20 protein-coding genes are annotated in these 24,965 nt (G+C 39.5%); 9 read left to right on the top strand and 11 right to left on the bottom strand.

All coding sequences use genetic code 11. From position 1 onward, the window contains the following. Window positions 1-2: 2 nt before the first annotated feature. Window positions 3-284 (bottom strand): hypothetical protein, encoded by a 282-nt coding sequence (locus EOK74_RS03970; RefSeq protein ID WP_133468623.1) that lies wholly within the window; start codon window positions 282-284, stop codon window positions 3-5. A 150-nt stretch (window positions 285-434) separates the two neighbouring features. Here EOK74_RS03970 and rimO point away from each other — a divergent pair, with 150 nt between their 5' ends. Further along, entirely contained in the window at window positions 435-1,841 is a 1,407-nt protein-coding gene (gene rimO / locus EOK74_RS03965) for a 30S ribosomal protein S12 methylthiotransferase RimO (RefSeq protein ID WP_133468622.1), read from the top strand. Between the two features lie 77 nt (window positions 1,842-1,918). Here rimO and EOK74_RS03960 read toward each other — a convergent pair whose 3' ends face one another. From EOK74_RS03960 to EOK74_RS03945, 3 genes are all read right to left on the bottom strand, one after another. Then, window positions 1,919-3,487 carry a PepSY-associated TM helix domain-containing protein gene (locus EOK74_RS03960; protein WP_133468621.1) on the bottom strand — a complete coding sequence of 523 codons (1,569 nt, stop codon included), beginning with the start codon at window positions 3,485-3,487 and terminating at the stop codon, window positions 1,919-1,921. Continuing rightward, window positions 3,484-3,783, bottom strand: a complete 300-nt coding sequence (locus tag EOK74_RS03955) for a hypothetical protein (RefSeq protein WP_133468620.1) — start codon at window positions 3,781-3,783, stop codon at window positions 3,484-3,486. The genes EOK74_RS03960 and EOK74_RS03955 overlap by 4 nt, the downstream gene beginning before the upstream one ends. 394 nt (window positions 3,784-4,177) lie before the next feature. Beyond that, a complete protein-coding gene (locus EOK74_RS03945; RefSeq protein ID WP_239024003.1) occupies window positions 4,178-6,319 on the bottom strand; it encodes a TonB-dependent siderophore receptor in 2,142 nt (713 codons plus the stop codon). Between the two features lie 169 nt (window positions 6,320-6,488). Here EOK74_RS03945 and EOK74_RS03940 point away from each other — a divergent pair, with 169 nt between their 5' ends. Both EOK74_RS03940 and EOK74_RS03935 read left to right on the top strand, forming a co-directional pair. Beyond that, window positions 6,489-8,099 carry an alpha/beta hydrolase gene (locus tag EOK74_RS03940; protein WP_133468619.1) on the top strand — a complete coding sequence of 537 codons (1,611 nt, stop codon included), beginning with the start codon at window positions 6,489-6,491 and terminating at the stop codon, window positions 8,097-8,099. Between the two features lie 86 nt (window positions 8,100-8,185). After that, window positions 8,186-8,635, top strand: a complete 450-nt coding sequence (locus EOK74_RS03935) for a DUF2721 domain-containing protein (RefSeq protein ID WP_133468618.1) — start codon at window positions 8,186-8,188, stop codon at window positions 8,633-8,635. 20 nt (window positions 8,636-8,655) lie between these two features. On the opposite strand, the gene EOK74_RS03930 is transcribed toward EOK74_RS03935, so the two are convergent. From EOK74_RS03930 to EOK74_RS03920, 3 genes are read right to left on the bottom strand one after another with little or no spacing between them, the layout of a single operon-like run. Continuing rightward, a complete protein-coding gene (locus tag EOK74_RS03930) occupies window positions 8,656-9,591 on the bottom strand; it encodes an AEC family transporter (protein ID WP_133468617.1) in 936 nt (311 codons plus the stop codon). Window positions 9,592-9,634: 43 nt separating this feature from the next. Then, window positions 9,635-13,483: an autotransporter assembly complex protein TamB gene (gene tamB, locus EOK74_RS03925; RefSeq protein WP_133468616.1), complete on the bottom strand. Its 3,849-nt coding sequence runs from the start codon at window positions 13,481-13,483 to the stop codon at window positions 9,635-9,637. Beyond that, window positions 13,480-15,231: an autotransporter assembly complex protein TamA gene (locus tag EOK74_RS03920; protein ID WP_133468615.1), complete on the bottom strand. Its 1,752-nt coding sequence runs from the start codon at window positions 15,229-15,231 to the stop codon at window positions 13,480-13,482. Before EOK74_RS03920 ends, tamB begins: the two co-directional genes overlap by 4 nt. 147 nt (window positions 15,232-15,378) lie before the next feature. On the opposite strand from EOK74_RS03920, the gene EOK74_RS03915 reads away from it, so the two are divergent. After that, the gene (locus EOK74_RS03915) at window positions 15,379-16,134 is read left to right on the top strand and encodes an SDR family NAD(P)-dependent oxidoreductase (RefSeq protein ID WP_133468614.1); all 756 of its coding nucleotides are present in this window, start codon (window positions 15,379-15,381) and stop codon (window positions 16,132-16,134) included. 11 nt (window positions 16,135-16,145) lie between these two features. After that, window positions 16,146-17,018, top strand: a complete 873-nt coding sequence (locus EOK74_RS03910; protein WP_239024002.1) for an amidohydrolase family protein — start codon at window positions 16,146-16,148, stop codon at window positions 17,016-17,018. Here the strand turns inward: EOK74_RS03910 and EOK74_RS03905 are convergent, their stop codons facing one another. Continuing rightward, entirely contained in the window at window positions 17,019-17,630 is a 612-nt protein-coding gene (locus EOK74_RS03905) for an outer membrane beta-barrel protein (protein ID WP_239024001.1), read from the bottom strand. 296 nt (window positions 17,631-17,926) lie between these two features. On the opposite strand from EOK74_RS03905, the gene EOK74_RS03900 reads away from it, so the two are divergent. The 4 genes from EOK74_RS03900 (at window position 17,927) to EOK74_RS20795 (ending at window position 20,582) form a co-directional block, all read left to right on the top strand. Next, entirely contained in the window at window positions 17,927-18,259 is a 333-nt protein-coding gene (locus EOK74_RS03900; protein ID WP_239024000.1) for a hypothetical protein, read from the top strand. Between the two features lie 37 nt (window positions 18,260-18,296). Then, window positions 18,297-19,415, top strand: a complete 1,119-nt coding sequence (locus EOK74_RS03895) for an S-(hydroxymethyl)glutathione dehydrogenase/class III alcohol dehydrogenase (RefSeq protein ID WP_133468611.1) — start codon at window positions 18,297-18,299, stop codon at window positions 19,413-19,415. Next, a complete protein-coding gene (gene fghA / locus EOK74_RS03890) occupies window positions 19,415-20,281 on the top strand; it encodes an S-formylglutathione hydrolase (RefSeq protein WP_133468610.1) in 867 nt (288 codons plus the stop codon). Before EOK74_RS03895 ends, fghA begins: the two co-directional genes overlap by 1 nt. Before the next feature lie 157 nt (window positions 20,282-20,438). Beyond that, window positions 20,439-20,582 (top strand): hypothetical protein, encoded by a 144-nt coding sequence (locus tag EOK74_RS20795; protein WP_166638711.1) that lies wholly within the window; start codon window positions 20,439-20,441, stop codon window positions 20,580-20,582. 12 nt (window positions 20,583-20,594) lie between these two features. Here EOK74_RS20795 and EOK74_RS03885 read toward each other — a convergent pair whose 3' ends face one another. The 3 genes from EOK74_RS03885 to EOK74_RS03875 are packed head-to-tail and all read right to left on the bottom strand — an operon-like array spanning window position 20,595 to window position 24,927. Then, on the bottom strand, window positions 20,595-21,776 hold the full coding sequence (locus tag EOK74_RS03885; protein WP_239023999.1) for a hypothetical protein: 1,182 nt from the start codon (window positions 21,774-21,776) through the stop codon (window positions 20,595-20,597). 30 nt (window positions 21,777-21,806) lie between these two features. Continuing rightward, window positions 21,807-22,610 carry an outer membrane lipoprotein-sorting protein gene (locus EOK74_RS03880; RefSeq protein ID WP_166638710.1) on the bottom strand — a complete coding sequence of 268 codons (804 nt, stop codon included), beginning with the start codon at window positions 22,608-22,610 and terminating at the stop codon, window positions 21,807-21,809. 13 nt (window positions 22,611-22,623) lie between these two features. Beyond that, window positions 22,624-24,927 (bottom strand): efflux RND transporter permease subunit, encoded by a 2,304-nt coding sequence (locus tag EOK74_RS03875; RefSeq protein ID WP_133468609.1) that lies wholly within the window; start codon window positions 24,925-24,927, stop codon window positions 22,624-22,626. Between the last annotated feature and the right edge of the window lie 38 nt (window positions 24,928-24,965).

Below are 24,965 nucleotides of genomic sequence, written 5' to 3'. Positions count from 1 at the left end.
TCTTACTTAAGTGGTGGCATCAACTCCAAGGTCACGGTTTTAGCATCTACTCTATCGATAATTTTAATAATAGTGGTTTGCACGGTTTCGTCTTGACGAATGTCAGTGCTACTTTCAAAGGTTTCTAACATGGGCGTAGCATTTTCAGCTTCAATAAACCCTACCTCTACTTTTGTTGCTATTCCGTCATCATTTCCAAAATATTGAATGGTAATAAGCGGATATCCATGAAAACCTCGCTTCACTCGTTTATTAATACGTTTTTGCGACTTATCTAAGTTCATCTTTTATCCTGAATATTGAGTAACCTGTAAATAGTAACTGACTATCTAAATAAAGCAGATATATAAAAACTACAAAAACAATATTCCTTCTAACTTCCCACAAACACTTAACGTATAATACTTTCAATTACGTACATTTAAGATATGCCCATGACAGTTGAAACTTTCACCCCAAACAAAACGACCACTTTAGAAACACCTGTAAAAGTGCTAGAGGCTGACTCTCCGATCCAAAAAGCCAGCGGTACTAAAATTGGTTTTGTGAGCCTAGGCTGCCCCAAAAACCTGGTGGACTCAGAGCGTATTTTGACGCAATTACGTACTGAAGGTTATGACGTGGTGCCTACCTATAATGACTCTGATTTAGTCATAGTAAACACCTGCGGCTTTATTGATTCAGCAGTACAAGAGTCACTGGATACGATTGGTGAAGCTCTCAACGAAAACGGCAAAGTTATAGTTACAGGTTGTTTGGGTATAAAAGAAAATGAAATCCGTGAAGTCCATCCTAATGTGTTAGCAATAACCGGTCCTCACGCTTATGAAGAAGTAGTGAACCAAGTTCACGAACACTTACCTCAACCTCAGCACAACCCTTATCTAAACTTGGTGCCAGACATTGGGGTCAAGCTAACGCCAAGACACTATGCTTATTTAAAGATATCCGAAGGCTGTAACCACAGATGTACTTTTTGCATTATTCCATCAATGCGCGGTGATCTAGTTAGCCGCCCCATTGGTAGTATTTTAGATGAAGCAAAACGCCTTAAAAATGCGGGTGTAAAAGAGCTTTTAGTAATTTCTCAAGATACCAGTGCATATGGCGTAGATGTAAAATATAAAACTGATTTTTGGGATGGCATGCCGGTAAAAACCGATATGAAAGCCCTATGCGAAAAACTCGGTGAAATGGGTATATGGGTAAGACTTCATTATGTATACCCTTACCCATCGGTTGATAAAGTGATGCCTCTTATGGCCGAAGGTAAAATTCTGCCTTACTTAGATATTCCGTTTCAACATGCAAGCCCACGGGTGCTGAAGCTTATGAAGCGTCCCGCAGCAGCTGAAAAAACCATGGAGCGTATCAAAGCCTGGCGAGAAAAATGCCCTAACCTAGTAATACGCTCTACCTTTATTGTCGGTTTCCCTGGTGAAACTGAAGAAGACTTCCAAATGCTCTTGGACTTTTTAGATGAAGCACAGCTAGACCGTGTAGGATGTTTTAAATACTCTGATGTAGATGGCGCTAAAGCCAATGACTTACCAGACCCAGTAAGTGAAGAAATTAAACAACAACGCTTCGAACGTTTTATGCATAAACAAGCGCAAATAAGCACAGCCAAGTTAGAAGCAAAAATTGGCCTTGAATACCAAGTTATCATTGATGAAGTAACACCAGAGGGTGCAGTAGGTAGATGTTATGCCGACGCGCCAGAAATTGATGGTAATGTACATTTAACCGATGAGTTTGACGTTAAGCCTGGTGATATTATCTGGGCACAAATAATCCATAATGATGAACATGATTTATGGGCGGTTAAAGCCGAGGATTAAGAGACTTAACCACTTTCCAGAAACTAACCAGTTAACATCTTCCCCCTAAGAGATGTTAACTGGTACCTTTTTACTTTTTATATAGCCCAAATACTGTTGCGTTCACCATAAAGCGCCCGATTTTTAGTTTTCTTTGCTGCAAAATAGAATATTCCTGCAAACACAAACGCCACTACATCAACCATAATACTGCCCAAATCTCTGCTTGCCCAATGATCTGAACTAGCAATAAAGCGGGTCACTACACTGGTAATGGGGATCAGCAAACAAGCAATACTAGTAGCATATTGAATATGAATAGCACTTATGGCTGCGCCCCTAATAAAGCTATAAATAACAGCAGTAAAGAAGATTAGGTAATAGCAGGTTAGATAACTATAGTTAATTTCTGTATTGAATAGATATAACCATTTACTCGAGAACAAGGTCACCGCAACCGCTAACATCGACCCCAAACAAATTCCCACAGTGAGGTTTGCCATAGAGCGATTTGATTGACTTTGAATTGGCGCTTTCTTTCTGCGTTTTTCAAGCCAAATCAAATTGCCGCTATAAAACAAAAACGCGCCTAAAAGTCCCATTACAAAATATAGCCAACGCCCTGTATTACCACCAAAACCACCAAAATGCAGAGAGAAGAAACTGGCAACATAGGTTACATAATACTCATTCTCGCTCATAGGAATACTGCTGTAGGTAACATTGAGATTATAAGGGTGCATATAGATAAAATCACCAGTGCTATTACGCATCATTTCTTGGGTGTTTTTTATGGTAACGCCTACTGAAGGCCGTGCAGACAATAGCCCAGAGAAAGCAATAGATTCAACATGATACCCATCGGTAAGTGTTTCAACTTTACGCAAATAAGTTGATATGGGCGGCAAATCATCCATAGAGTACTCAACCGCTGGGCTGGCGACTCGTTCAAATGTCGGCTCATCCCCATAAACCAAGCTCAAGCCATCGTACAGCACATCATGGAAGGCAAAAACAATCACAGTCCATGCAATTATAAAATGGAAAGGTAAACTAACAATACCCACAAGGTTGTGGCTATCTAACCAAAACCTATTGGGCCCTTTATTTTTACGCAAAGCAAAAAAGCTCTTCGTTAAAGTAGGCAGCAAAAATATGATGCCAGATACAAGTGCCAGAAAATACAAAACTGACGCCACACCCAAGACTACAACTCCTAAGTCTTCGTGGCCTAACTTTCCTGCTATACCAGCTGTTCTATGAAGTAGATCAATGAGGTTACCTAACTCGTTGGTAGGTTCTGTTTGGGTGAGTAAGTTGCCATCCTCTGATAATGTGCCATGAACCTTCACATCATCTAAGGCTAAACGGCGTCCACCACCTTGTTCAAACCAAGTAATGGGTGACAGTTCGTCACTTAAGTTTATGGTAAACCCCTGTGATACCTTGTCAGATGAAGCACTTGCTTTGGCAATTAAATCGTCAAGTTTGTCGGTGGAAACTTGTGGCAAATGATGATTAGAAGGCGTGGCCCAATGGGTCAACTCATCTTCAAACATAGTTAAAGATCCAGCATAAAACCCGATAAACAAAACCAAGCCCGCCACTATTCCAGTCCAGGTATGTACCAATTGATAGGTACGTAAAATATCGCTACGTATCTTCATGACATCCACCTTAAAACTAGAAATACACCATAGATAAGGATATTAGCTAGGGTTAAATACAAGATGGCTTTAAAGCCGGTTTTAAATAAATAGGTAAATGAAATGACAAGCATCCAAAAAGGAGAAATCATCCACATGTTAAATTGATTTTTGGCGACTGCCTCTAAACCACCAGGCCCAAACCAAGCAAAAATGGCAACTAAGCCATAACTCAAGGTCAAACCTAATATCACGCCAGCAAAAGTTTTTGACCACCAATGAGGTTGTATTTTTTGTTCCGCACTAAGGCGACTCATGATGAAGTTCCTTTTTTATCTGTTTTTGTGAAACACAAGCTACACAATGGAATACATCCGAGAAGGGTCAGTAACATGAACAACCAAAAGAAGAATGCCGCAGATATCACAAAAATTTGCAGCCACGAAATAAGCGCAAATAACCAACAACAATAGCCAAGGATACGCCACTTTTTTGATAAGGGAGACGGGATGATGAGTTGATACTTATTGCTAAGATATACCAGCACACTCCCGAAAATGATTAGGCTTAAAGCCAATAATTGCCACATTTGTAAGTACTCGATGTAAAACATAAATAGCTTAAGAGAACCCGCTACTTATGTTTTAAATGACTGATAAAAAGCCCGGAAATTACAGATAATTGACCGGGCTTTATGCTGTAAATAGAAACTTAAAAGTCTACTTTCACTTTAAGAGCAATAGTGCGTGGCTCTCCAATTCTTAAGCCACCGTAAGAATCTGCAGCGGTCCAATATTCTTTATCGAACACGTTATCTATGGTACCTATAAAGGTAATAGGCACATCATTCACTTTAGTGCTGTAACTACCGCCGCCATACACCACTGTATACGCTGGCACGTCCCAGTAGTTATTTGAATCTAGTGTGGTTTTACCGTGGTATTTAGCACCTAAGTTGAACGTTAAGCCCTCAACCGATGCTACGTTATAGTTAGTCTGTAAGGTAAATTGTTGGTTAGGAGTACCAGCAACTTCATTACCTTGTGTACTTGAACTTGTTTTATCGTATTCGGTATCTAACAACATTAGATCACCATATACAGACAAACTATCTGTTACATCCAATGCTCCACTAAGTTCAAAGCCTTGGTAAATGGTAATCCCTTCTTGTACCAAGTAATTGTCATCTGTGACTAAGGTTGCCCCCCGTTCAATACGAAACAGTGCAGATGTGAGTGACCAGCCGTCACCAGCGGTTTTCAAGCCTAGCTCATATTGAGAGCTTTCTAACGGTTCTAACAACTCATCTGCATTGGCATAGGCATCGCCAACTGTAGACGTTTGTCCCTCAATAGATTCCACATAACTTCCGTAATAAGTTGTGTTTTCATTAGGTTTAAACATCAATGCAAATGTTGGTGTTATAGCGGTATCGTCATAATGATCATGAGACGAGAAGTATTCACTTGCGGTATGCTCTATACCATTTGACCGTACCCCCACTAAAGCCTGCCATTTATCATTAAGCTCAATAAAGTCACTGATGAATACTGAGTCTTGTGTATCAGTCCAAGCTATTTGAATGTCTTTTTGCAGGTCAGCACTGTAGGTAGGTAAATCAACTGGATCAAACAAATTATCTGTGCCATACCCCCATGTGACTACACGGCCATACTCACCACCATCATTTCGGTAGGTTGTGGCTTTTTGATGGGAAGCTCCTATCACTAAATTATGTGTGATATTGCCAGTTGTCACTTCACCAGTGAGCATTCCTTGAATTTGCGAATAACTCACATCAAAATATTGCTCATAAAGTGCTACATCAAAATCCCCTTCGCTATTTAAAAGGTAGGTTAGATTCTTAACCCATCTGGTTTCGTTTTTTGAGTAGTCATATTCAAGTTTAGCTTGCCAATTGTCATTAATAGTCCAATTTAAACTACTAATAGCGATAAGATTTTTGTACTTATCAAAGGTACCATCTACTGCTAAGTTGGTGGTACCACTGACTGTATCAGGCAAAGAGTCAGTGCTTTCTAAAGAGTTACCCAATTGTGTCCACGAGTTTTCAATTAGTCGGTCACTGTAGATAAGGTCAACAGTCCAATAAAGTGACTCAGTCAAATATGCATCAAAGGCTAATGAGGCTGTTTCACGGTCAATTCCCCCATCATCTAAATAGGTATCACCATTTTCTTTAACTAGGTTAACTCTTACACCAAATTCATCATCATCACCAAAGCGGCTGCTAGCATCAATATGCCCACTAAATATCCTGTCGCTACGAAAACCTAGATTGGCGCTTATTGAAGTATCTTTGGCTTTTTTAGTTTCGTAGTTCACTATACCGCCAGGCGCTGCCATACCATACATAAAGCCAGTAGCGCCTTTTATTAAGGTCACTTGTTCAAAAGCTTCGTAAGGCATCTCTCCGCTAAAACTATTAATAGACATACCATTAACTTTAAAACTTTGAGTGTAGTCTAATGCTAAACCACGGACCCTAAGCGTATTACCAAATGCACTGTATGCACTGCCATCAACAGACACAGAAGCTTCACGGCTAAATAGGCTGTCTAATGTATTTACTTGACGGATTTCCATATCTTCTAAAGAAATCACATCAACTGAAAATGGGGTATCTAATATAGAGCGGTTGCCTAAAGCCCCACCGTTATTTTCAATACTAAGCTCGTTAATTTTATGCCCAACTACACTAATTACCTCTATGCCTTTTTCAGCATTTTTTGGCTCATCAGCCGCGACGGCAGAAATACTATTTATCATTAACGCTGTGCTGCAAGCCGCAGCAAGATAGCTTTTATTAAATTGTATACCCATACTTTTCATTTAGTGTTCCATAAAATTTTTGAATGACGATTCGTAGTCGGCTTTTTTATACCAACCCTAATTTCTTTGACTGAGGTGCACCAGATCGAAAGCAAGATAACACAAATGAGAATGATTTTTAATAGCGTTTGTGGTTAAATAATGATATGTATCAATAAAAGTGAAAGAAATGAAAAAAACAACAAAAACGTCAAAGCTAATAAAATGCTTAGTGGTAACACCAATGTGGATACTCTGCGTAGTTTCATTAACATTATGGAGTGCTGATAATTTAGACTTAGCCATAGGCTCTCCATTAAAAGGTAGCCTTAGCACTGGAGTATCTGAGCTAGACATCAAAGTACCATGTATTAAGGGAGACTATTTAGCCGGTTACCTCGATAGCGTAGGGAGTGCATTAAGTTTGGATGTTATCAATGCCGAAGGAAAAATGTTACGCCAACTAATACATAATAAAACAGGCAAAAATCACTTTTATCTAGTGGCAGAGAATTGTCCTGAAATATGGCGACTATCAGGAATGGGTACATATAAAATAGAGCTTGAAGCTCAGGTATCCATATCAGAACAAGTCCCCCCTAAAATTGATAGCCCTTTAAGCCCAAGAATAAATGCATTAGAAAATGCCTTAAAACAAGGTAATACCACAGATAAATTTTGGGTTGATGTAGAAAAATCGGGCACTCCAATTATAGAAAAAATTCCATCAGGAACATTAATGACGTTTCTTGCTCGAGGAGAATATAGTAATGTCAAATTACTCGGTGGCCCTTCAAATGATCATGAACCTCTGAAGCAACTTGGACAATCTGATACTTGGTATAGAAGTTTTGTGGTACCAGCAGACACACAGCTATCTTATCAAATTGCACCTAACGTACCTTATCCCCCCTTTTCTGGCTTTGCGAGACGGGTAGCAATCAAAGCAGTGGCTCAGCAAGATCCTTATAATCATTTTCCTTGGCCAGACCCTAGAGTGGATAAATACTCCAATTACTCAACAATCAAGCTGTCCCCCCCCACTAAAGAACCTAGCATATTACCAATAGAAACAGATGAAAAAGGAACCTTATCTACCTTCTCTTTTAGCAGTAACACCTTAGCAAATACCAGAGATATAACTGTGTATACTCCAGTAATTACAAGCCCTAATCCCCTATTACTGTATATATTCGATGCTCAAAAGTATTTAGAACTAGTTAAACTTCCTAAAATACTAGACCAGCTAATAGCCCAAAAGAAAATTCCACCTGTGATTGCGGTTTTCATAAGTAACCCTGACGCAGCAGCGCGAGCTAATGAATTACCAGCAAACAATCTATTCGCAGATGTATTAGCTAATGAGCTAGCCCCTCAAATTAATAAAAAACTGAACATTAGTATCCCTAATACCAGAACTATTATTGCAGGCTCTAGTTATGGTGGATTAGCAGCGACTTCTATAGCACTTAGGCACCCACACATTTTTGGCAATGTGATCTCAATGTCAGGATCATTTTGGTGGGCGCCCCAAGAGCAAAGAATCACCAGTCAGCACTATATTGCTAATCGCTTTATTACTATGCCTCAAAAACCCATTCGATTTTTTCTAAGCGCAGGTCTATTTGAGAACTCTAGGTATGTTGGCGACGGTATCTTAGAAACTAACCGCCATTTACGAGACGTTCTATTAGCAAAAGGTTATACCACCTACCATAAGGAATACTCTGCAGGACATGATTACTTTTCTTGGCGAGACATAATTGCCGATGGTTTACTAACTTTGTTTCCCAAAATGTAATAATTTACATGGGTAAAATTTTAGATGTGGTTTTTATTGTTATAGAATGGTGGTCTCATAAATATTGGACAACTTAAGGTACGCAGATGGAAACTAACGTTCCCGACATTGCAGAAATAATTCAACTCGCTGTGGCACCTGTATTCATGTTGACCGGCATAGCTGGCTTTCTAAACGTAATGTCAGGTCGACTGGGACGAATAGTCGATAGAGCTCGTATTATGGAGCGTCGTGTAAACACAATTAAAAATCCAGACTTTCTTAGACAATCAGAGAAAGAGTTAGCAAACCTATGGAGGCGCATAACCATTATCAATCGTTCTATCGGATTATGTACCGCCTCTGCGCTATTCGTATGTTCTATGGTGACATGTTTATTTTTAGGAGATTTTTGGTTAATTGACCTGAGTGAGTTGATTTTGTCGTTATTTGTTTTAGCGCTTTTTCTACTTATTTTCGCACTATTAATGTTTTTAAAAGAAGTACAATTAGCAACGCGAACACTACAAAGTGGTAAAGAGAAGTTATTCGAATAACTTTTCTTTACCTGGTTTTGTTACACCCATTGAAAGTGACGTAGTAAAAATAAACCTATTGTTGAGCTAATTAGAGAAAATAATGTGCTACCTGCAATAATGGCGGCAGTAAGATGATAATCGCCGCCAATACTACGCACCATAGGGTAAGCCGCAGCGGCAGTCGGTGCCGAAGTCATCATGTAAAGTACGCCTAACTCAGTTCCTCGCAAACCAAACGTATATCCAGCAACAGTCGCCACCAAAGGTAAAAATGCAATTTTACTGGCAATAGCCCAATACAATAAACTCGAGGCACGAAACTCTTGTAAGCGAATAGAAGCCCCCACACACAATAATGCTAATGGTAAGGTCATACGGGCTAAGTATTGACCGGTGTCAGTGATTAATTTAGGTAACTGAATCGATAACAAAGCTACAACCAGTGCAAGTCCAATGGCAATCGCCAATGGGTTAGTCAGTACACTCTTTGCTACCGCTTTTACCGACGGAGTCTCAGCTTGGTGATAATAGAGAGTCAAAATTGAAAAAACATTGAGTGGCACCACAAGTACCGCCAAATAGATAGAAGCCAGTGCTAATGCCGAATCGCCAAAGGCGTTTACCGCTAATGCCAAACCAATAATTGCCATATTGCCCCGGCACGCCCCTTGTACGAAGGCCCCTCTTGCCTCTTTGTTTGCAATGTAATACCCAAGAAAATGATACAATAAAAACGTTATCGTCATCACCACAGCACCGAAGCCAATTAGAGACGTTGGAAATTCTTGAGACAAATTAATATTGGCAATATTAACAAACAGTAGACAAGGTAACGTCAAGTTAAAAACCAGCTTAGAGCCAGTTTCAACAAACTCCTCGGTAATCCAACGAATACGCTTTAGAAAGACTCCCAAGATAATTATTAAGCTAATAGGTAAGGTAACTTCAACGGCAAAACCAAGCGATGCAAACATCTATACAATCCCTTTTATAATAATTAACTTTGCCACTTTAAATTTAATCCTCATTTAAATTCATGTTGTCATTATTACCTAGACTGAACTGGTAATATATATCTAGAGTACTTTCCAGGCCACTAACCGCTTCTAAATAGAGCTTAGGAAGTAACTCATAACGAATTGCCACTTCAGACTCAGAATCAAACACACCTACGCCATAACGCAATTGCACACCCGGTGATATGGTGCCTGTAAGAGATAGCTGTGTGTCATCCCCCTGCCCTGATGTATCCAATGAAACGTCTTGAAAGCCTAACTTGTTCCCCGCTTTGCTTACTAAGTTTTCACTTTGGCCTAGCCCCAAAGATAGCAAGGCATTGGTTAATATAGTGTCTTGACTGTCATCACTTGAGTCACCTAAACCTCGCCCCGTTAATATATATGACAAACTTTGTTGCTGCTCCATTTCCGGTTCAGAAAAGACAGTTACAGTAGGGCTTTCCACTCCTCCTTCAACTCGTAACCCAGCCACCACGTCATCTTCGGTTAAATCAGGATCTCGTATCGCTTCAATATTTAAATAGGGCTTATCTAGGGTGCTATTAAACAAAATATCCCCTTCTCTTATGACGAGGTTCTGTCCGTAAGCTTTATATTTACCGTTTACAAGCTGAATTTCGCCACTTGCCAACAGATCTGCTTTTTTATTTCGTAATCGAAGTTGCCCTTGTAAATCTGTGGTTAACCCAAAAGCGTCAAGCTTCACTTCATCGGCTTTTAAAGGATCTACTTTAATAAGCAGATCAAGTGTCAACTTTTGTGCACTTTGCTGCTTCTGCGCTTCTTGCTCTACCAAGATTACATCATCAGATAAGGACACCGCGCCTTGGGGTAAATCCCTAACTTTAACTCGTGCATAAGGTATACTAATTTCACCTTTAACAGCCACGTTATCCGCAGCAAACTCAACGGTTATGTCTGGGTTAATACTAGCTTTTACGATATTTTGATAATCAAATTCAAGGGCATTACCACTAATATTTAGGTTGCCACTCAATGAGGGCACCCACGCGATTTGACCTTTTAACTCCCCCGGTCCTTTTCCTAGTCTATAGCTGCCACTAAAATCAGCATGGTTTCCATTTAAAACAATTTTTTGTTGAATATCACTTAACCAAACAGGTAATGACTCGCCTTTAAGCTCACCATTTACCAATGCTAACTCCCCTTGTAATAGAGGGCTAGACACTGTACCCAAAACCTCAGATTGTCCTTTAATCACACCTTGTAAAACGTCTAACTGAGGTGCTAGTGCCAGAAAAGGCGATAAGTTAAACTCGGAGATAAGCAATTCACCTTTTATCGGCGAACCAAGTATCCCATCTAAAGAAGCGGGTTGAGCTTGAATACTGCTAGTGAGCTGCCCAATTTTTGGGCCACTAAAGTTCAAATCAACTTGAATATCGTCAGCATTCGTACTGGCACTCAAAGACAAATCTTGAATATCTATTTGGAAATTATCCTGAGCTGTAAAGGTCCACTTAGCAGGGCTCAGCACCACATTGACAGTGGCGATAGGTAAAGACTGAATATCCCATGTTCCTGAAGACTCCAATGACAAGCGACTATTGGTTTGCAATGCAGGCAAGGTTGGCATAAACCTGCGTACTACAGGTAGTAAATTAAATTCCTTAATGGCTAAATCCCAAGACACCTCTTTTTTCTGAAACTGTGCTTTTGTAATACACAGTTCACTTTCTTGCTGACGCCAACAGTGGCTGCCAATTGAGTATGCCTGTTTACCCCAGTCAGTTTGTATCTCAAATTCATCGACTAAATTTAAATTTGCATAGGACGAAGTTAGCTTGCCCTTTAACCACCTGCCCTGCCAACTAGTTTCATTTAGCTGGCCTTCAATTTGTACATTTATACTAGTGGTTTCACCCGTAGTGGTTAACTCAAGGTTATGGTTTTGGGCATCACCCTTTAAACTTAATGTTGCAGTATCTACTTGGTTATTAATTCCTTGTATACCTGACAACGTTAACGCCATTTCTAATGGTTTATGATCATCCCATTTAAGTTGCCCAGCGCCAGTTGCATCCGCCACTGTAATACCCGAGAACCTAAGCTGCTCCGCAGACAATTCATAATTTACCTCAGGCTCAAATAGCGCACCTTTAACGCTGGCAACCAATGAAATGGCCCCGCTTGCTTGTGGAAATGAATCAGCTACTTCAGGCGCGTCTAACTTAATATTTAAATCTATCAATTCTTGCTGCTGTTGCACTGTACCTGTTACAAATAACTGGTTTTCTGCATTTTTTATAAGTAGATCACGAATTTTCAATTTACCATTTTCAACAAACGATGCAGCACCGGTGATAGATAATGGATAGTTTTGCCATAGCCCGTCAATATCTAAGGCCTCTGAATCAAACTCCCATGAGCCATTACTATTATTGAATTTAGTCGGAATGGTACCGTTTATCTCCGCCTGTATATCTGGCCAAAAGACACCTGGCTTTATATTTTGAACTTGGGTGCTACCTTGCCATGTTAAGGTTTTTGCAAAATCTAAAGAGCCTTTAGTATTAACCTCACCCTCTAAGGTTTTGATTAATAATTTATCTAGGCTAAGTGATTTCTGTTTTGAATTTACTTTAGCTAAAGCAAGGATATGTAACTGGGCATTAGGAATATCTTCTCCACTCACGCCTGTAGTTAAAATCAATTTTAATTCATCTAAACTGCCACTCAGCTTTAAATCTCCAGCTTCTGAATTGAAGTTAGGTTCAGTTAATGGCCAACCTAGGTTATTCCAACTTAGCGATGCATTCAAAGGTAAACCGGCTCTAGATAACTGAGCTGAAACCTCTGCCGATAAAGCTGTTACTGCAGTTTGCGAATTATAGGCGTTATCACCACTGACCACATTTAATGTTGTCGTCACCTTTTGAATACTGCCATTAGAGGCAATAGCAACCGTTATAGGGTTGTTTTCTGGCCACAAGCCTTGCCCATCTAAGGTTAACTCGTGAGTGAGTTCACCATCTAACTGTATATTGCCTTTTACATTGATATGGCCTAGCTGATGTTCAACATAAAGCTCACTTAACTCAAAATTGTTACTATTTCCCGCAGCCTGTACATTAACTTTTTTTAATGTAATTGACTCCTGATCAGCAATATTTAGCTCAGTATCTAACATTGTAAAATCTAGAACATTAAAGTGTATTGGCAAAATTATGGGAAGTGGTTGTAGCGGCTCATATTGCCACCTAGACCACTCAAAGCTTGTTGTAGGTTGTGCAGTTTCATTGGCATAAGTGGTCACAATCAAATTTTGCAGCTGCATTTTGGGTACTTGTAATTCCTTATAAAAACTCAACTCCCCGTTTAGCTGCTGCCAAGTTAAATTTAAGGCATTTTCTAGGCTTACTGAAAGGTTGCTTACATCAATATTTTTAACAGACACTGGAATAGGCAAGGTGATAACTGATGTAGTGACATCTGTAGAGTCTGGGGTGCTAGCTGGAGCAATATTTACAGCTACTTTTGAGGTACTAAGTGAGTCTACGCACACTGCTAGCTGCCATATGCATTCAAAACTAATAGATACGGTTAGGTCGTTAAGAACAGCTTGAGTCACAGCATCACGCCATTCAAGGCGTGTTAAATATAGCTCTGAACTTAGCCCACCACTGCCATATTCGATATCTAATGGCTCTAACATGCTATCTGCGGTATTAAGTAAAACTTTGGCGCCGTAGGGAGTAAATATAAAACCAACCACCAGCACCAACACGATCAAAAATGCCAAAATGGTACGATAAAATAGCTTTACTAGTTTTCTTTTAGTTAAGGCGTGATGGGTAGCTTGAGTATCCTTAGCTTTATCACTCATAACGATGGCCCCATAGAAAGGTGGAAATAACGAGTAAAACCAAAGTCGCTTTTCCCTTTAGCCAAATAGAAGCGCACTGGCCCAATGGGTGAATTCCAGATAGCCCCAATCCCCGCTCCTAATGCATAATCTTCTATAGGGTTATCAGTCGCGTTGCCCCCATCAATAAACACAGCTGCTCGCCAACTATCAGACACAGGGTATGAATATTCAAAGCTTGCCACAGCTAAGAACTGTCCCCCTATTAGCTCTTCTTCTCCGTCATCGTCCAATTCAAATGGTGACAAAGTGTTATAGTCAAACCCTCTAACGCTTTGGTCTCCCCCAGTAAAAAATCGCAAACTAGAAGGCACTTGGTCGAAGTCGTTAGTGACAATGCCACCCACTTCAATTCTCCATTGAAAGCGATGTTGACCTAAGCTTCTAACCCATTTAGTTTTCGCTAATATTCGAACTAGATTGATATCTGATAACACAGAGTCAGATGCCACTTCAACTGTAATGGTTTGTTTGTCCCCCCAATTAATATCAAGACCACCTCGGCTTCGTAACCGACTTATTGTCATACCAGGTATTAACAAACGCGTAGTTTGCTCTTCTTCTAAACCTTGAGTAAAGGTTTCTTGTTCAAGCTTTAGGAATGCTGAACGCTGCCAATCTGAGCCAACCACAGTCCAATGCCTAGTAGCAGATATTGACCACTTTTCACTATCTGTATCGTTGTCATCCTCAGCTTGGTACCCCACCTGATAACTTAAATAATTTTGAATGGCGTCTTCTAAAGGCACTTTATAGTTTAAGGAAATATACTGCTCTGGCTCCGATAGATAAACTTGGCCTCCGACTGAATGGCCACTACTGTTTGCCCAAGGGCGCTGCCATTTACCGGTAAATCGTGGACCAACATCAGATGAAACACCCGCCCCCACATCAAAATTATCCCTTGGTTTGTGGGTTAAGATGACTTCAATTGGAATAACAAAGTCTTTTGCTTTTGACAATAAAGGCCTAACAATTGCGTTAGTAAAATACTGGGTTTGTTTAACTCTACGGTTGAGTAAGCCTAATTGGCTAGCCACATAAAAGTCACCTGTTTTGAAAGGTAATAACTCTGTCACTAACTCTTTAGCTCTTGCATCTTGACCAAATTGTAATTCACCAAATTTGTAGCGAATTCCTGTATTCATATGCAAGGTGATATCGGCCACATTTAAAGACTCATACACTTTGATAGTACTTTGCTTGTATTCAGAATCGAAATATCCACGGGATAGCATTAAGCTTTGTAATTGTGACTTTGTACTGTCGTAAAGAGCATGTTCAAGGGGGCTACCTTGTTTTAACTTTACCGAAGTTTTCCACTGCATGATCTCTGAGTCTTGAGCTCCTTCACCATCAATAATAATGACAACCTCTCTAAGCTTAGTTACCTGCCCTAGATCAACTTTAAGACTCCAGTCTTTTTTAGGGGCACCTTGTGGGGGCGCAATCACTTGAACTTGAACGTGGTAATAACCATAAACTTGGGTAGCAATATTCACTTTTTCAACGAGTTGTTGTTTGTATTGGGAGTACTGATAAATACTTGTGGGAGTATCTAGGTACCCAATATGTGCTTGAATATTCTCATTAATGGTAGAGTTTTTTACACCCTGAATTTCAACAGCAGCTAATGCACTGAAAGGGGCAATAGAGATATATAAAAGGACACAAACATAGGTAACAACACGTGGAACTAAAAACAGCAAAAAGGTCTCGCTTTTCTTAACAGAATTAAAAGTGACAGCTATTATTTATTCTACAAGATACCTAAACCGTTGTAATGCTTAAAACACATCTTTACACTTACTGCACCTGCTCCAATGAATTCGTTTAATGAGATACCTAAACCCTATATGAAAACCCAAACACATAAAAAAATATGCATAGTGACTGGTGGTAGTTTTGGTATTGGTGATGCGGTGTGCCAAAAATTTTTAGAGTACAACTATCATGTTGTGAATCTCGATATCAAGAGCAACCCAAAGCAATCAACAGACATAGAGTGGATTGAATGCGATATGTCTAACGCTGTTGACATAACATCAAATTTTCAAAGTATCATTAATCAACATAAAAGAGTAGATGCACTAATATCCAATGCGGGCATTCATTACTCGGGCAATATAGAACAAACTACAGATGAAGATTTTGAGCGCGTATTTTCACTCAATGTAAAAGGCGCAATCGCCGCAACTAAAGCTGTTTTACCAATAATGAAACAACAGCTGTCTGGGGTTATTTTGTATATGGCATCGGATCAGGCAATAGTCGCAAAACCCAACTCTTTTGCTTACAACCTAAGTAAAACAGCCTTAGCATCAATGGCAAAAACTACAGCCTTGGATTATGCAAAATTTAATATCAGAGCCAATGCAATATGCCCCGGCACCATTGAAACTCCCTTGTACCATACAGCCATTCAAAACTATGTAGACAAGTCAGGGGCGGATATTAAAAACGTTCACAAAGAAGAAGCCAGATTACAACCTCTTGGAAGGTTGGGTAAAGCTCACGAAGTAGCAGCATTAACCTATTTTTTAGCTACAAATGATGCAGCATTTATTACTGGAAGCCTACAGTCCATCGATGGTGGCTATACCGCCCAATAACAGCATGTATTATGAATAAAGCCCCGCTGAAGATCATTGATCCCCACATACATTTATTTGATTTAAATAAAGGTAAATATGATTGGCTAAAACCATACAATGCGCCCCTATGGCCAGACAAAACAAACATTAACCGTGATTTCAATGAAACAAACTTGCACCTCGGCGAGGCCCAAGAGCTAGCTGGTTTTGTGCATATTGAAGCAGGGTTTGATAACCAACAACCTTGGCGTGAAATTGACTGGCTAGAACAAAATTGTACCTTACCATTTAAGAGTGTGGCATATGCAGACCTATGTACTGAGACTTTCAATACACACATTCAACAATTAAAACAACGAGCCTCTGTGGTGGGAATACGTTATATTTTAGATGACGATGCTTATAAAGTTTTAAGCTCTAATATGACCTACAAACACCTTGCTCTGTTACAGCAGCAAAACCTAAGTTTTGACGCACAACTCTCTTTAGCTGATGACTCAGGCGTAGGGCAGTTGATTACAATAGTTAAAAAACTCCCTTTGTTAAAAGTCATCATAAACCATGGTGGCTGGCCCCTTGATAATTTTACACCAACCGCGCAGCGAAGCTGGAACGCTAACCTCATAAAATTATCACAGTATGATAACGTCGCTATTAAGCTATCAGGATGGGAAATGTCAGATAGACGGTGGAAGCTTGAACAGGCTTCAAATCTATTAAAAGATTGCTTAGCAGTATTCGGTGAGCAAAGAGTGATGTTAGCAAGTAACTTCCCTCTATGTACTTTTAGTCACTCTTATAAAGAGTTATGGGGCAACTACAAACTGCTATTGGAAGGCTGCGAACTTTGCCCTACCAACATCATTTATAATAATGCCTTACATTGGTACCAATTTGATTAATTAAAAGTTATATCGTAAGCCAACAAACAATGAAGCTGCCTCTAGGTCATCCTGCCCTTTAATATATTCAATTTCAGTACGAACTAGGGTTCTGGCTCCAACAAAATAATCAAACCCTAAGCCAATAACTGCAGCTACGCCCCCCTCGTCATAATCACACAAGGTTGCAGTACCGTAATTATCAATCTCTATAGTCGTGCCTTGACCTAATTGGCATTCTTGTATCCCAGCTTGTAAGCCCTGGCCTCTGACATCTGTTTTTAACAGACCTAAACGATAAAATAACTCTCCGTACCTGTTAGAGGCCTTCCCTAAAACAGCTAAAAATAAGGCATCACCTTGGATAAGTTTTTTTTCATTTACAACCTCATTCGCTGTAGGTAATGTGCCAACAAAAAGCTCATCATAACCCAACTGTTGATATCCTGCTTCCACATACCACTTAGGATGAAACTGATACCCTAACCCAAGTTTATAGCTTAGATTTTGGTTGCTATTATCTGCGACTTCTAAATTAGTTATACCTAAAGAAAATACACTGTATAGCCTATCTGCAGCTATTCCTTGCCAACAAGCCACACAGCCTAATAACAGTAGCAAAAGCCTTTTCATTATCACGCTTTAGTCCAATTTAAAATCTATTATTAATACCATACTACATTTTCATAAGTTGCAACAATTATGCTTAAGCTACAGCAAACTTATACTTTCAGCTAAATAGGTATAGTTAAATACAGCTAAATACCAAATCACAAATTGCTTAGTTTGCTGTCAATGTTTAGTATCTAAATTAATAACATAATAAAGATAATAAGCAGGGGTTGTTAAGTTTAATGAATAAGGTTTGTATAATGATTCTGGTGCTTTTTGGGTGCATTGCGTGTGTTAGCGGGTCAGCACCACCTATTATGACCGAAGAAAAGTTTGAAACCCGAATTAGTGAGAATGGGCAAACAGAATTCGTATACGGAATATCTTGGGAAAATACCTCCCAAGAGTCTTTATTGCGTAAGGGAAGACAAGAGATAGATAGGCCCAGACAAGATAGTTTTAACTCTCGGTCAGACAATCAAAGGTTAGATATTCAGGCTAATAATCAAACTAAACTGGATCTAGAAGATAGAGCCGCTAACGCCTTAAAATTAAAACTAGAAAAAGAACAGCTATGCTTAAAAGGTTACGAAATTAGTAATGTAGTTTGGAAGGCCGACAATATTCGCCTGCTAGGTTATTGTTTTTAACACGACTAATACGACTTAAATAAATATTGGAAAATCAATGCAAAGTATAAAAACACGTGCTGCAGTCGCTTGGGCTGCTAATCAACCTTTAACCATTGAAGAAGTAGATTTAGCACCGCCTAAAAAAGGCGAAGTTTTAGTAAAAATTATTGCCACAGGTGTGTGTCACACCGACGCTTATACCTTGTCTGGTGATGATCCTGAAGGTTTATTTCCTGCCATATTAGGCCACGAGGGTGCAGGCATAGTCCAAGCCATTGGTGAGGGAGTGACCTTAGTTGAGGTTGGCGACCACGTTATTCCTTTATACACACCAGAGTGTGGTAAATGTAAATTCTGTTTATCAGGTAAGACTAACCTTTGCCAAGCGATTCGTAGTACTCAAGGTAATGGTGTCATGCCGGATGGAACGAGCCGATTTTCCATTAACGGCGAACCTATTTATCACTACATGGGAACCTCGACTTTTGCTGAACATACTGTTGTTCCTGAAATAGCTCTCGCTAAAATCCCTAAAGAAGCACCATTAGAAAAGGTATGCTTACTAGGTTGTGGGGTTACCACTGGAATGGGAGCTGTCACCAATGCAGCTAAAGTTAAAGAAGGCGATACTGTTGCAGTTTTTGGACTAGGCGGAATTGGCTTGTCGGTATTGATTGGGGCGAAAATGGCGAAAGCAGGCCGTATTATTGCTATTGATGTCAACGAAGACAAATTTGATATTGCGAAAAAGTTAGGAGCAACGGATGTTGTTAACCCTAAAGATTATGATAAGTCTATTCAAGAAATTATCGTCGATATGACCGAAGGCGGGGTGGATTACTCGTTTGAGTGTATCGGAAATGTAGATGTAATGCGCTCAGCACTTGAATGCTGTCACAAAGGCTGGGGCGAATCTGTGATTATTGGAGTCGCAGGTGCAGGCCAAGAAATATCAACCCGCCCATTCCAACTAGTTACCGGTCGTGTTTGGCGTGGTACTGCATTTGGTGGGGTAAAAGGCCGTAGTCAACTTCCTGATTATGTACAACGCTACATGGATGGAGAGTTTGAATTAGATACCTTTATAACCCATACCATGGCTCTAGAAGATATCAACTCTGCCTTTGATCTTATGCATGAAGGCAAATCAATTCGTAGCGTGGTGCATTTTTAATGACTATTGCAACAGAACTTGCTGAGTTGAGTGCCAATAAGTGTTTTGGTGGCACGCAAAAGCGTTATAGCCATCGTTCTAGGGTACTAAATTGCGAAATGAAATTTAGTGTATTTATTCCTCCAGTTAAAGACACGAATCAAAGATTACCAGTGTTGTATTGGTTAAGCGGATTAACGTGCACCGATGAAAACTTTGCCACCAAAGCCGGGGCACAAAGAGCAGCAGCTAAATTAGGAATAATGTTAGTGATGCCAGATACCAGTCCTAGAGGGGATGCAGTCCCTGATGCAGCAGATGGCGCTTATGATCTTGGGTTAGGAGCAGGTTTTTATGTGAATGCTACAGAGCAACCTTGGCAAGATAATTATCAAATGTATGACTATATAGTTGATGAGCTGCCAAGCCTTATTCAAAAAGAGTTTAAGGTCAAACCCAAAGCAGCAATTGCAGGGCACTCAATGGGAGGACATGGTGCTTTAATCGTCGCTTTGTCTAATATGAAACAATATTGTTCAGTCTCGGCTTTTGCTCCTATTGTTAACCCAAGTGATTGCCAATGGGGACAAAAAGCGTTTAAACACTATTTAGGGGCAAACACCAAAGATTGGGAGGCTTACGACAGCTGTGCATTGATGCGCCAACAAGGTAGCTTTTTACATATCCCTATGCTGATTGACCAAGGGCTAGATGACAATTTTTTTCATACCCAAAAGCTTACAAGCCCATTAGAACAAGTTGCCAAAGATATAAATTATAAAGCAGAGTTTCGCTATCACCCTGGCTATGATCACAGTTACTTTTTTATTGCTAGCTTCATTGAAGAACACCTGTCTTTCCACGCAGAGCATCTTTGTAAGACTTAATAATGAACTAGATATTAAATGTATTTGACTACCAATCGACTATTTTATTCCTTGTAGGTGAATTTCACCTAGGTTGGGTGACATTATCATTAGTCATTGCTGAGCTCTCTGCATTTATGGCTTTTCAGGTGGCACAACAAGCCTAAGGGGTTAGTCGGTGAAGAAAGAAATTCCAATAGAAGAAGCCATGAACTTTATTAGAGAGCAAAAGCACAAACACTTTGATCCCGAATTAGTAGACCTATTTGAACAAAAACTACCAGCTATTTTAGAAATAAAGAACCGTTGGGTAGACGACTAGCAATAGCGAGACTTAAAAATAATATTCCAAACTAAGTTGCAGGTAATCGTCACGGCGAATTAAATAGGTTGGTTCAGAGGGTTCATCACTGGAGAAAAACCACCCATCTACACGCCATTTCCAATTGTCATTGATTCTACTAGAAGCCTCAATAAAACCGGACCTAACATTTGGATAATCTAAATCCTGAACCGCACCGATTAAAATTTCTGTGCCATCAATATCATTAAACACAATACGACTTCCTAACATCAAATCATTTTGTGCTTGGGTCTCGGTATCACGTTCGTCGTATTGATATTCCATTAGCCAGTTTACGTCAATAAAGCTATCAAACACTTGAACAAAGGAATACTCAAATCCCCCCACAAAAGCACTGGTACTTTGATCGAGAATTTTACGATGAACACCTTCAAATTTAAGCGTCCAGTCTCCCACTAAAGTCAACGCATCTAAACCAACTTGCTGCAATAAAGGATAATAAGGCTGAATGCTCGACTCAGAGGACTCATTGGTATCTAACAAAAAAAGAGGCTCTCTAGAGGTGCCATCAAAATAAGACAAACCTAAATCCCAATTTTCCAAAGAGTATTCCCAGCGTGCAGCCCAATCGAGATGTTGCTCTTCATCATCGGACTCATAAAGCGAGTTATCCGTATTTACTGGTAAAGGGGCACGAAAGTGACCATCAAGTCCTGAAAATGTGCGTTCTCTAAAGTAAGGTAACAAGTAAACTGTGGTGTTTCCCCAATCCTTAAATAGAGAAAAAGTAGCCATAGGTTGACCAAGCTTGTCTTCGCCATCAATCGCTTCAACAGCATCGGTTTGATTAATGATATCAACTAAATGTAAAGATTCGGTTTGTCCCCAGAATACTTTTCCTATACCAGCTTGAAATTCCCAGTCTGCACCCGCATGAGTCCATTTTAACTCGCGAATATCCACATGAGTTCTTTCTGAGTCTTGCTGATCAACACGTAAAAACCCTTTCAATACTATACTGTCATCACCATTATTGAATGATGTGTACAACTCAGGAGAAAAGTATCCAGATAAATTACTTCTTTGTTGTTGTGGGTAAGCTGCATCTTCAAAAAAATAGCGTTGCTCTACCCCTGCATCACCATGGTACTCAATATCAGCAAGCGTAATCATAGGGTAAATTGCAATAAAAAATGCACCGAGCAGTTTCAATTTTCGACCTTTAATTCAAAATTTTGATTTTTACTTAACATTTTTAAGTCTAGCTTCGTCAAAGTCACCCTTACCCAGTCCCACACCAAACTCGAGATTATGTGTCACTAACTCGGTACTTTTTCCATTTTGCTCATTAAACATTTCCATTCTCAAAGGCCGCCAGTATTTGTTTAAATATAACTCATACTCTTCCATCACTAGCTCCTTTAATAGGCTCTTTTTACGATCATAGGATTCAATTTTCAAAACTCGGTAATGCTTTTTATCGAGCCAAACCACTTGTTTGGTATAACCTGAGTTTTTATCCAAAGGGATTTGCTCTACTACAAAACAAGCTTGACCATCAAAACGTTCTTCTCTTAAAAATTTAAACGCAAACTTTTCAATTTCGAAAGAGCTCATGTCTTCATAAGCAAACTCACTGCCCATAAAGGGGCCCGACTTGTTTTTCGAACGAATTCGCGTTACCCGTTTACGTTTTGGTAAATATATCCATTGGTCATCTGGTTCATTGGTATGTGAAAAACTTAGAAATGCAGCCCCCTTTACGTCCAATGGCTGATCAAAAATTGTTAATCCTTTATCACCATCACCTATAACCTCCAAAGACTTAATACGCATTTTACGCTCAACTTCTTGTCCTTGAGCATTCCTTAAAATCATACTGACATCTGCGGAACTGTCACCCCAACCTACGTCTCTAGCTTTACGCTCTTTGGCAATTTCGAGCCCTTTTTCTTCAGCAGTTTGAGCATAAACGTTGAAGTCTAGTAAAAGTACTAAAGATAGAACCATTAATAATTGGCAACACCTAGATTTAAGGTTAGTCATGGAATATTCCTGATTAAGATAAAACGGGGGCATTCTCATTTTTTTTGCGATCAAACGCAATTAAGAATGCAGGTAAAAATAAGAAGTCTACAACTAAGGCGACCACAATAATGATACTCGTTAGTAAACCCATTTCAGAGTTAACTGCGAAAGGAGACAGGGTTAAAACTGAAAACCCTGCAGCTAAAACTAAAGTTGTCACCCACAATGCTTTCCCTACACTTGCAAAAGCAAAACGCACACTGCTCTTGGCATTTTGACCAAGCCCTCTTGCATGGCCATACTTAGTCAAAAAATGCACCGTATCATCTACAATAATCCCTAACGTCATACTTAGTACTATCGATAGCCCTAAATTAACTTCAGCGGAATAAAGCCCCCAAATTCCAAACCCTATACAAGCCGGTAATAAGTTAGGTAACAAACTGATTATGCCCATTCGCCATGATCTCAAAGCAAACACCAGTAAAATTGAAATCAAGATTAAAGCAACAACGGATCCCTTCAACATACTTTCCATATTAGCTTCTCCAATATGTGCGAACATCAGATTAGGGCTGGCCACAATTAAACTATAGTCATCAACATTATCATCAAACCAAGTTCTGGCTCGGGACTCTAGGCCTGTCAATTCTTTACTACCTAGGTTTTTTACTACGGTCATAATTCGAGTAGCAGATTTATTTAAATCGAGTTGATTGGTTAAATCTAGTCCATAAGGTAATGAAAACTCATACATCAATAAATATTGAGCCGCCAACTCCCGGTCATCGGGTAGCTTATAAAATGCCATGTCATCCTTGTTCATATTTTTATTCAAGCGCTTGTAAGTGTCGGCAATTGTGGAAACATGGTCCACTTCCGGTTGAGCCCGCAACCACTCACTAAACTGCTCTACAATAATAAGAACCTCAGGAATATTGATCCCCGAATCAATATTTGAGTTGATAGCAAAATCAATACTAGTCATACCGCTAAGGTTTTGCTCTTGGAAATTAGTGGACTGCCTAAATTCAGTAGTATCATCAAAATAATCAGTAGCAATATCGTTTAAATGATTCTTAAATGAAAATCCGATCGCCAGCAAAGTCACCACCAAACTAATTGGCAATAATTTATTATGGTGGCTTATAACCCACTCCCCAAATTTTTCTGTGGCTCCTATATGTCTATTCTGTGCTTTGACCTTATTTAAGGGTAATAACACTATCATGGCGGGTAAAATACTCAGGGAGAAAACACACGCAAACACCACACCTATGGCAGTAAGGTTACCTAAATCAGCTAAAATAGGTACTTCTGAAAAGTTTAACGTAAGAAATCCAATAGCCGTAGTTAAACTGGTAATTAAGATTGGCTTTTTGTTTAAGTGAATACTATATAAAAGCGCTTCTCTTTTATCTTTTCCTTGACTCATTGAGAACATCATACTGGATATTACATGAATACAGTCTGCCACTGCTAACGTCATCACTATAGTAGGTACATTTACGCTGGCAGTGCTTAGAAAAAAACCAAACCACCCCGCTAACCCCATAGTAGATAGAATACTCGCGATTATCACGAATAGTGTCGCTACAGTTCCAACGAAAGTACGCAACAACAGCCACATAATAACCAAAATAGCCAAAAACATAAGGGGGATAAGTGTTGACGCATCTTGTTTGGCAGAGTCAGCAAATGCGTTGTTCATTATCACCATACCAGTGTGATAAAAGTCATGGTTTGGATACTGGTTTTTGAAAGTATTTGTCATCTCTTTTACAAACTCGGTAATAACAAACACTTCTTCCGTTTGATCCCCGTCAGGTAAATTAATAATAATATTTACGATTGAAACATGTCCTTTCTCAGACACCATACGGCCAACTAAGTTAGGCTCATTCAAAGCTATATGTTTAACTCTATTTATTTCATCTTCAGAAATATTAACGGGCTCAAGTACCAAATCATCAACCACAAGGTCATCGTCTTCAGCCCAGGTATGTTGAAAGTTTGTAAGAGAGTCCACTCGAATTGACATAGGCGTTTGCCAAGCCTGTTCTGTCATTTCTTGTATTAGAGTTAAAGTTTCTTTGGTAAATACGTTGCCAGATTTTGGGGCTATAATAATGCTTACATTTTCATTTTTACTGAAAGTGTTCTGCATATGTTCAAATGCCATTCTTTGAGGGTTGTCGTCCTCAAAAAACACCTTGTAATCCCCTCTAAAATATAGGTTTTTAGCACCTAGTGCCGAAGCGACAATTAGAGTTATGCCTAACATCAATACAATTTTAGGATGAGTAACTGAAATATTTAACCAAGAATTTTTCACTTAAGCTGCTACCTTTTATATAATTAGGAACACCAATA

The sequence above is a fragment of the Paraglaciecola marina genome, from assembly GCF_004360155.1.
GTDB lineage: Bacteria > Pseudomonadota > Gammaproteobacteria > Enterobacterales > Alteromonadaceae > Paraglaciecola > Paraglaciecola marina.
The sequence above is the reverse complement of the archived record's forward strand: the minus strand, read 5'-3'. Positions and strand labels throughout refer to the sequence as shown.

Excerpts from the sequence above, each read along its gene's own strand:
- EOK74_RS03960 (WP_133468621.1), bottom strand. The coding sequence starts at position 3,487 with ATGAAGATACGTAGCGATATTTTACGTACCTATCAATTGGTACATACC.
- EOK74_RS03900 (WP_239024000.1), top strand. The coding sequence starts at position 17,927 with ATGACCGAAGAAAAGTTTGAAACCCGAATTAGTGAGAATGGGCAAACA.
- EOK74_RS03970 (WP_133468623.1), bottom strand. The coding sequence starts at position 284 with ATGAACTTAGATAAGTCGCAAAAACGTATTAATAAACGAGTGAAGCGA.
- EOK74_RS03935 (WP_133468618.1), top strand. The coding sequence starts at position 8,186 with ATGGAAACTAACGTTCCCGACATTGCAGAAATAATTCAACTCGCTGTG.
- EOK74_RS03915 (WP_133468614.1), top strand. The coding sequence starts at position 15,379 with ATGAAAACCCAAACACATAAAAAAATATGCATAGTGACTGGTGGTAGT.
- EOK74_RS03945 (WP_239024003.1), bottom strand. The coding sequence starts at position 6,319 with ATGAAAAGTATGGGTATACAATTTAATAAAAGCTATCTTGCTGCGGCT.
- EOK74_RS03895 (WP_133468611.1), top strand. The coding sequence starts at position 18,297 with ATGCAAAGTATAAAAACACGTGCTGCAGTCGCTTGGGCTGCTAATCAA.
- rimO (WP_133468622.1), top strand. The coding sequence starts at position 435 with ATGACAGTTGAAACTTTCACCCCAAACAAAACGACCACTTTAGAAACA.
- EOK74_RS03910 (WP_239024002.1), top strand. The coding sequence starts at position 16,146 with ATGAATAAAGCCCCGCTGAAGATCATTGATCCCCACATACATTTATTT.
- tamB (WP_133468616.1), bottom strand. The coding sequence starts at position 13,483 with ATGAGTGATAAAGCTAAGGATACTCAAGCTACCCATCACGCCTTAACT.
- EOK74_RS03955 (WP_133468620.1), bottom strand. The coding sequence starts at position 3,783 with ATGAGTCGCCTTAGTGCGGAACAAAAAATACAACCTCATTGGTGGTCA.
- fghA (WP_133468610.1), top strand. The coding sequence starts at position 19,415 with ATGACTATTGCAACAGAACTTGCTGAGTTGAGTGCCAATAAGTGTTTT.
- EOK74_RS03940 (WP_133468619.1), top strand. The coding sequence starts at position 6,489 with ATGAAAAAAACAACAAAAACGTCAAAGCTAATAAAATGCTTAGTGGTA.
- EOK74_RS03905 (WP_239024001.1), bottom strand. The coding sequence starts at position 17,630 with ATGAAAAGGCTTTTGCTACTGTTATTAGGCTGTGTGGCTTGTTGGCAA.
- EOK74_RS03930 (WP_133468617.1), bottom strand. The coding sequence starts at position 9,591 with ATGTTTGCATCGCTTGGTTTTGCCGTTGAAGTTACCTTACCTATTAGC.
- EOK74_RS03880 (WP_166638710.1), bottom strand. The coding sequence starts at position 22,610 with ATGACTAACCTTAAATCTAGGTGTTGCCAATTATTAATGGTTCTATCT.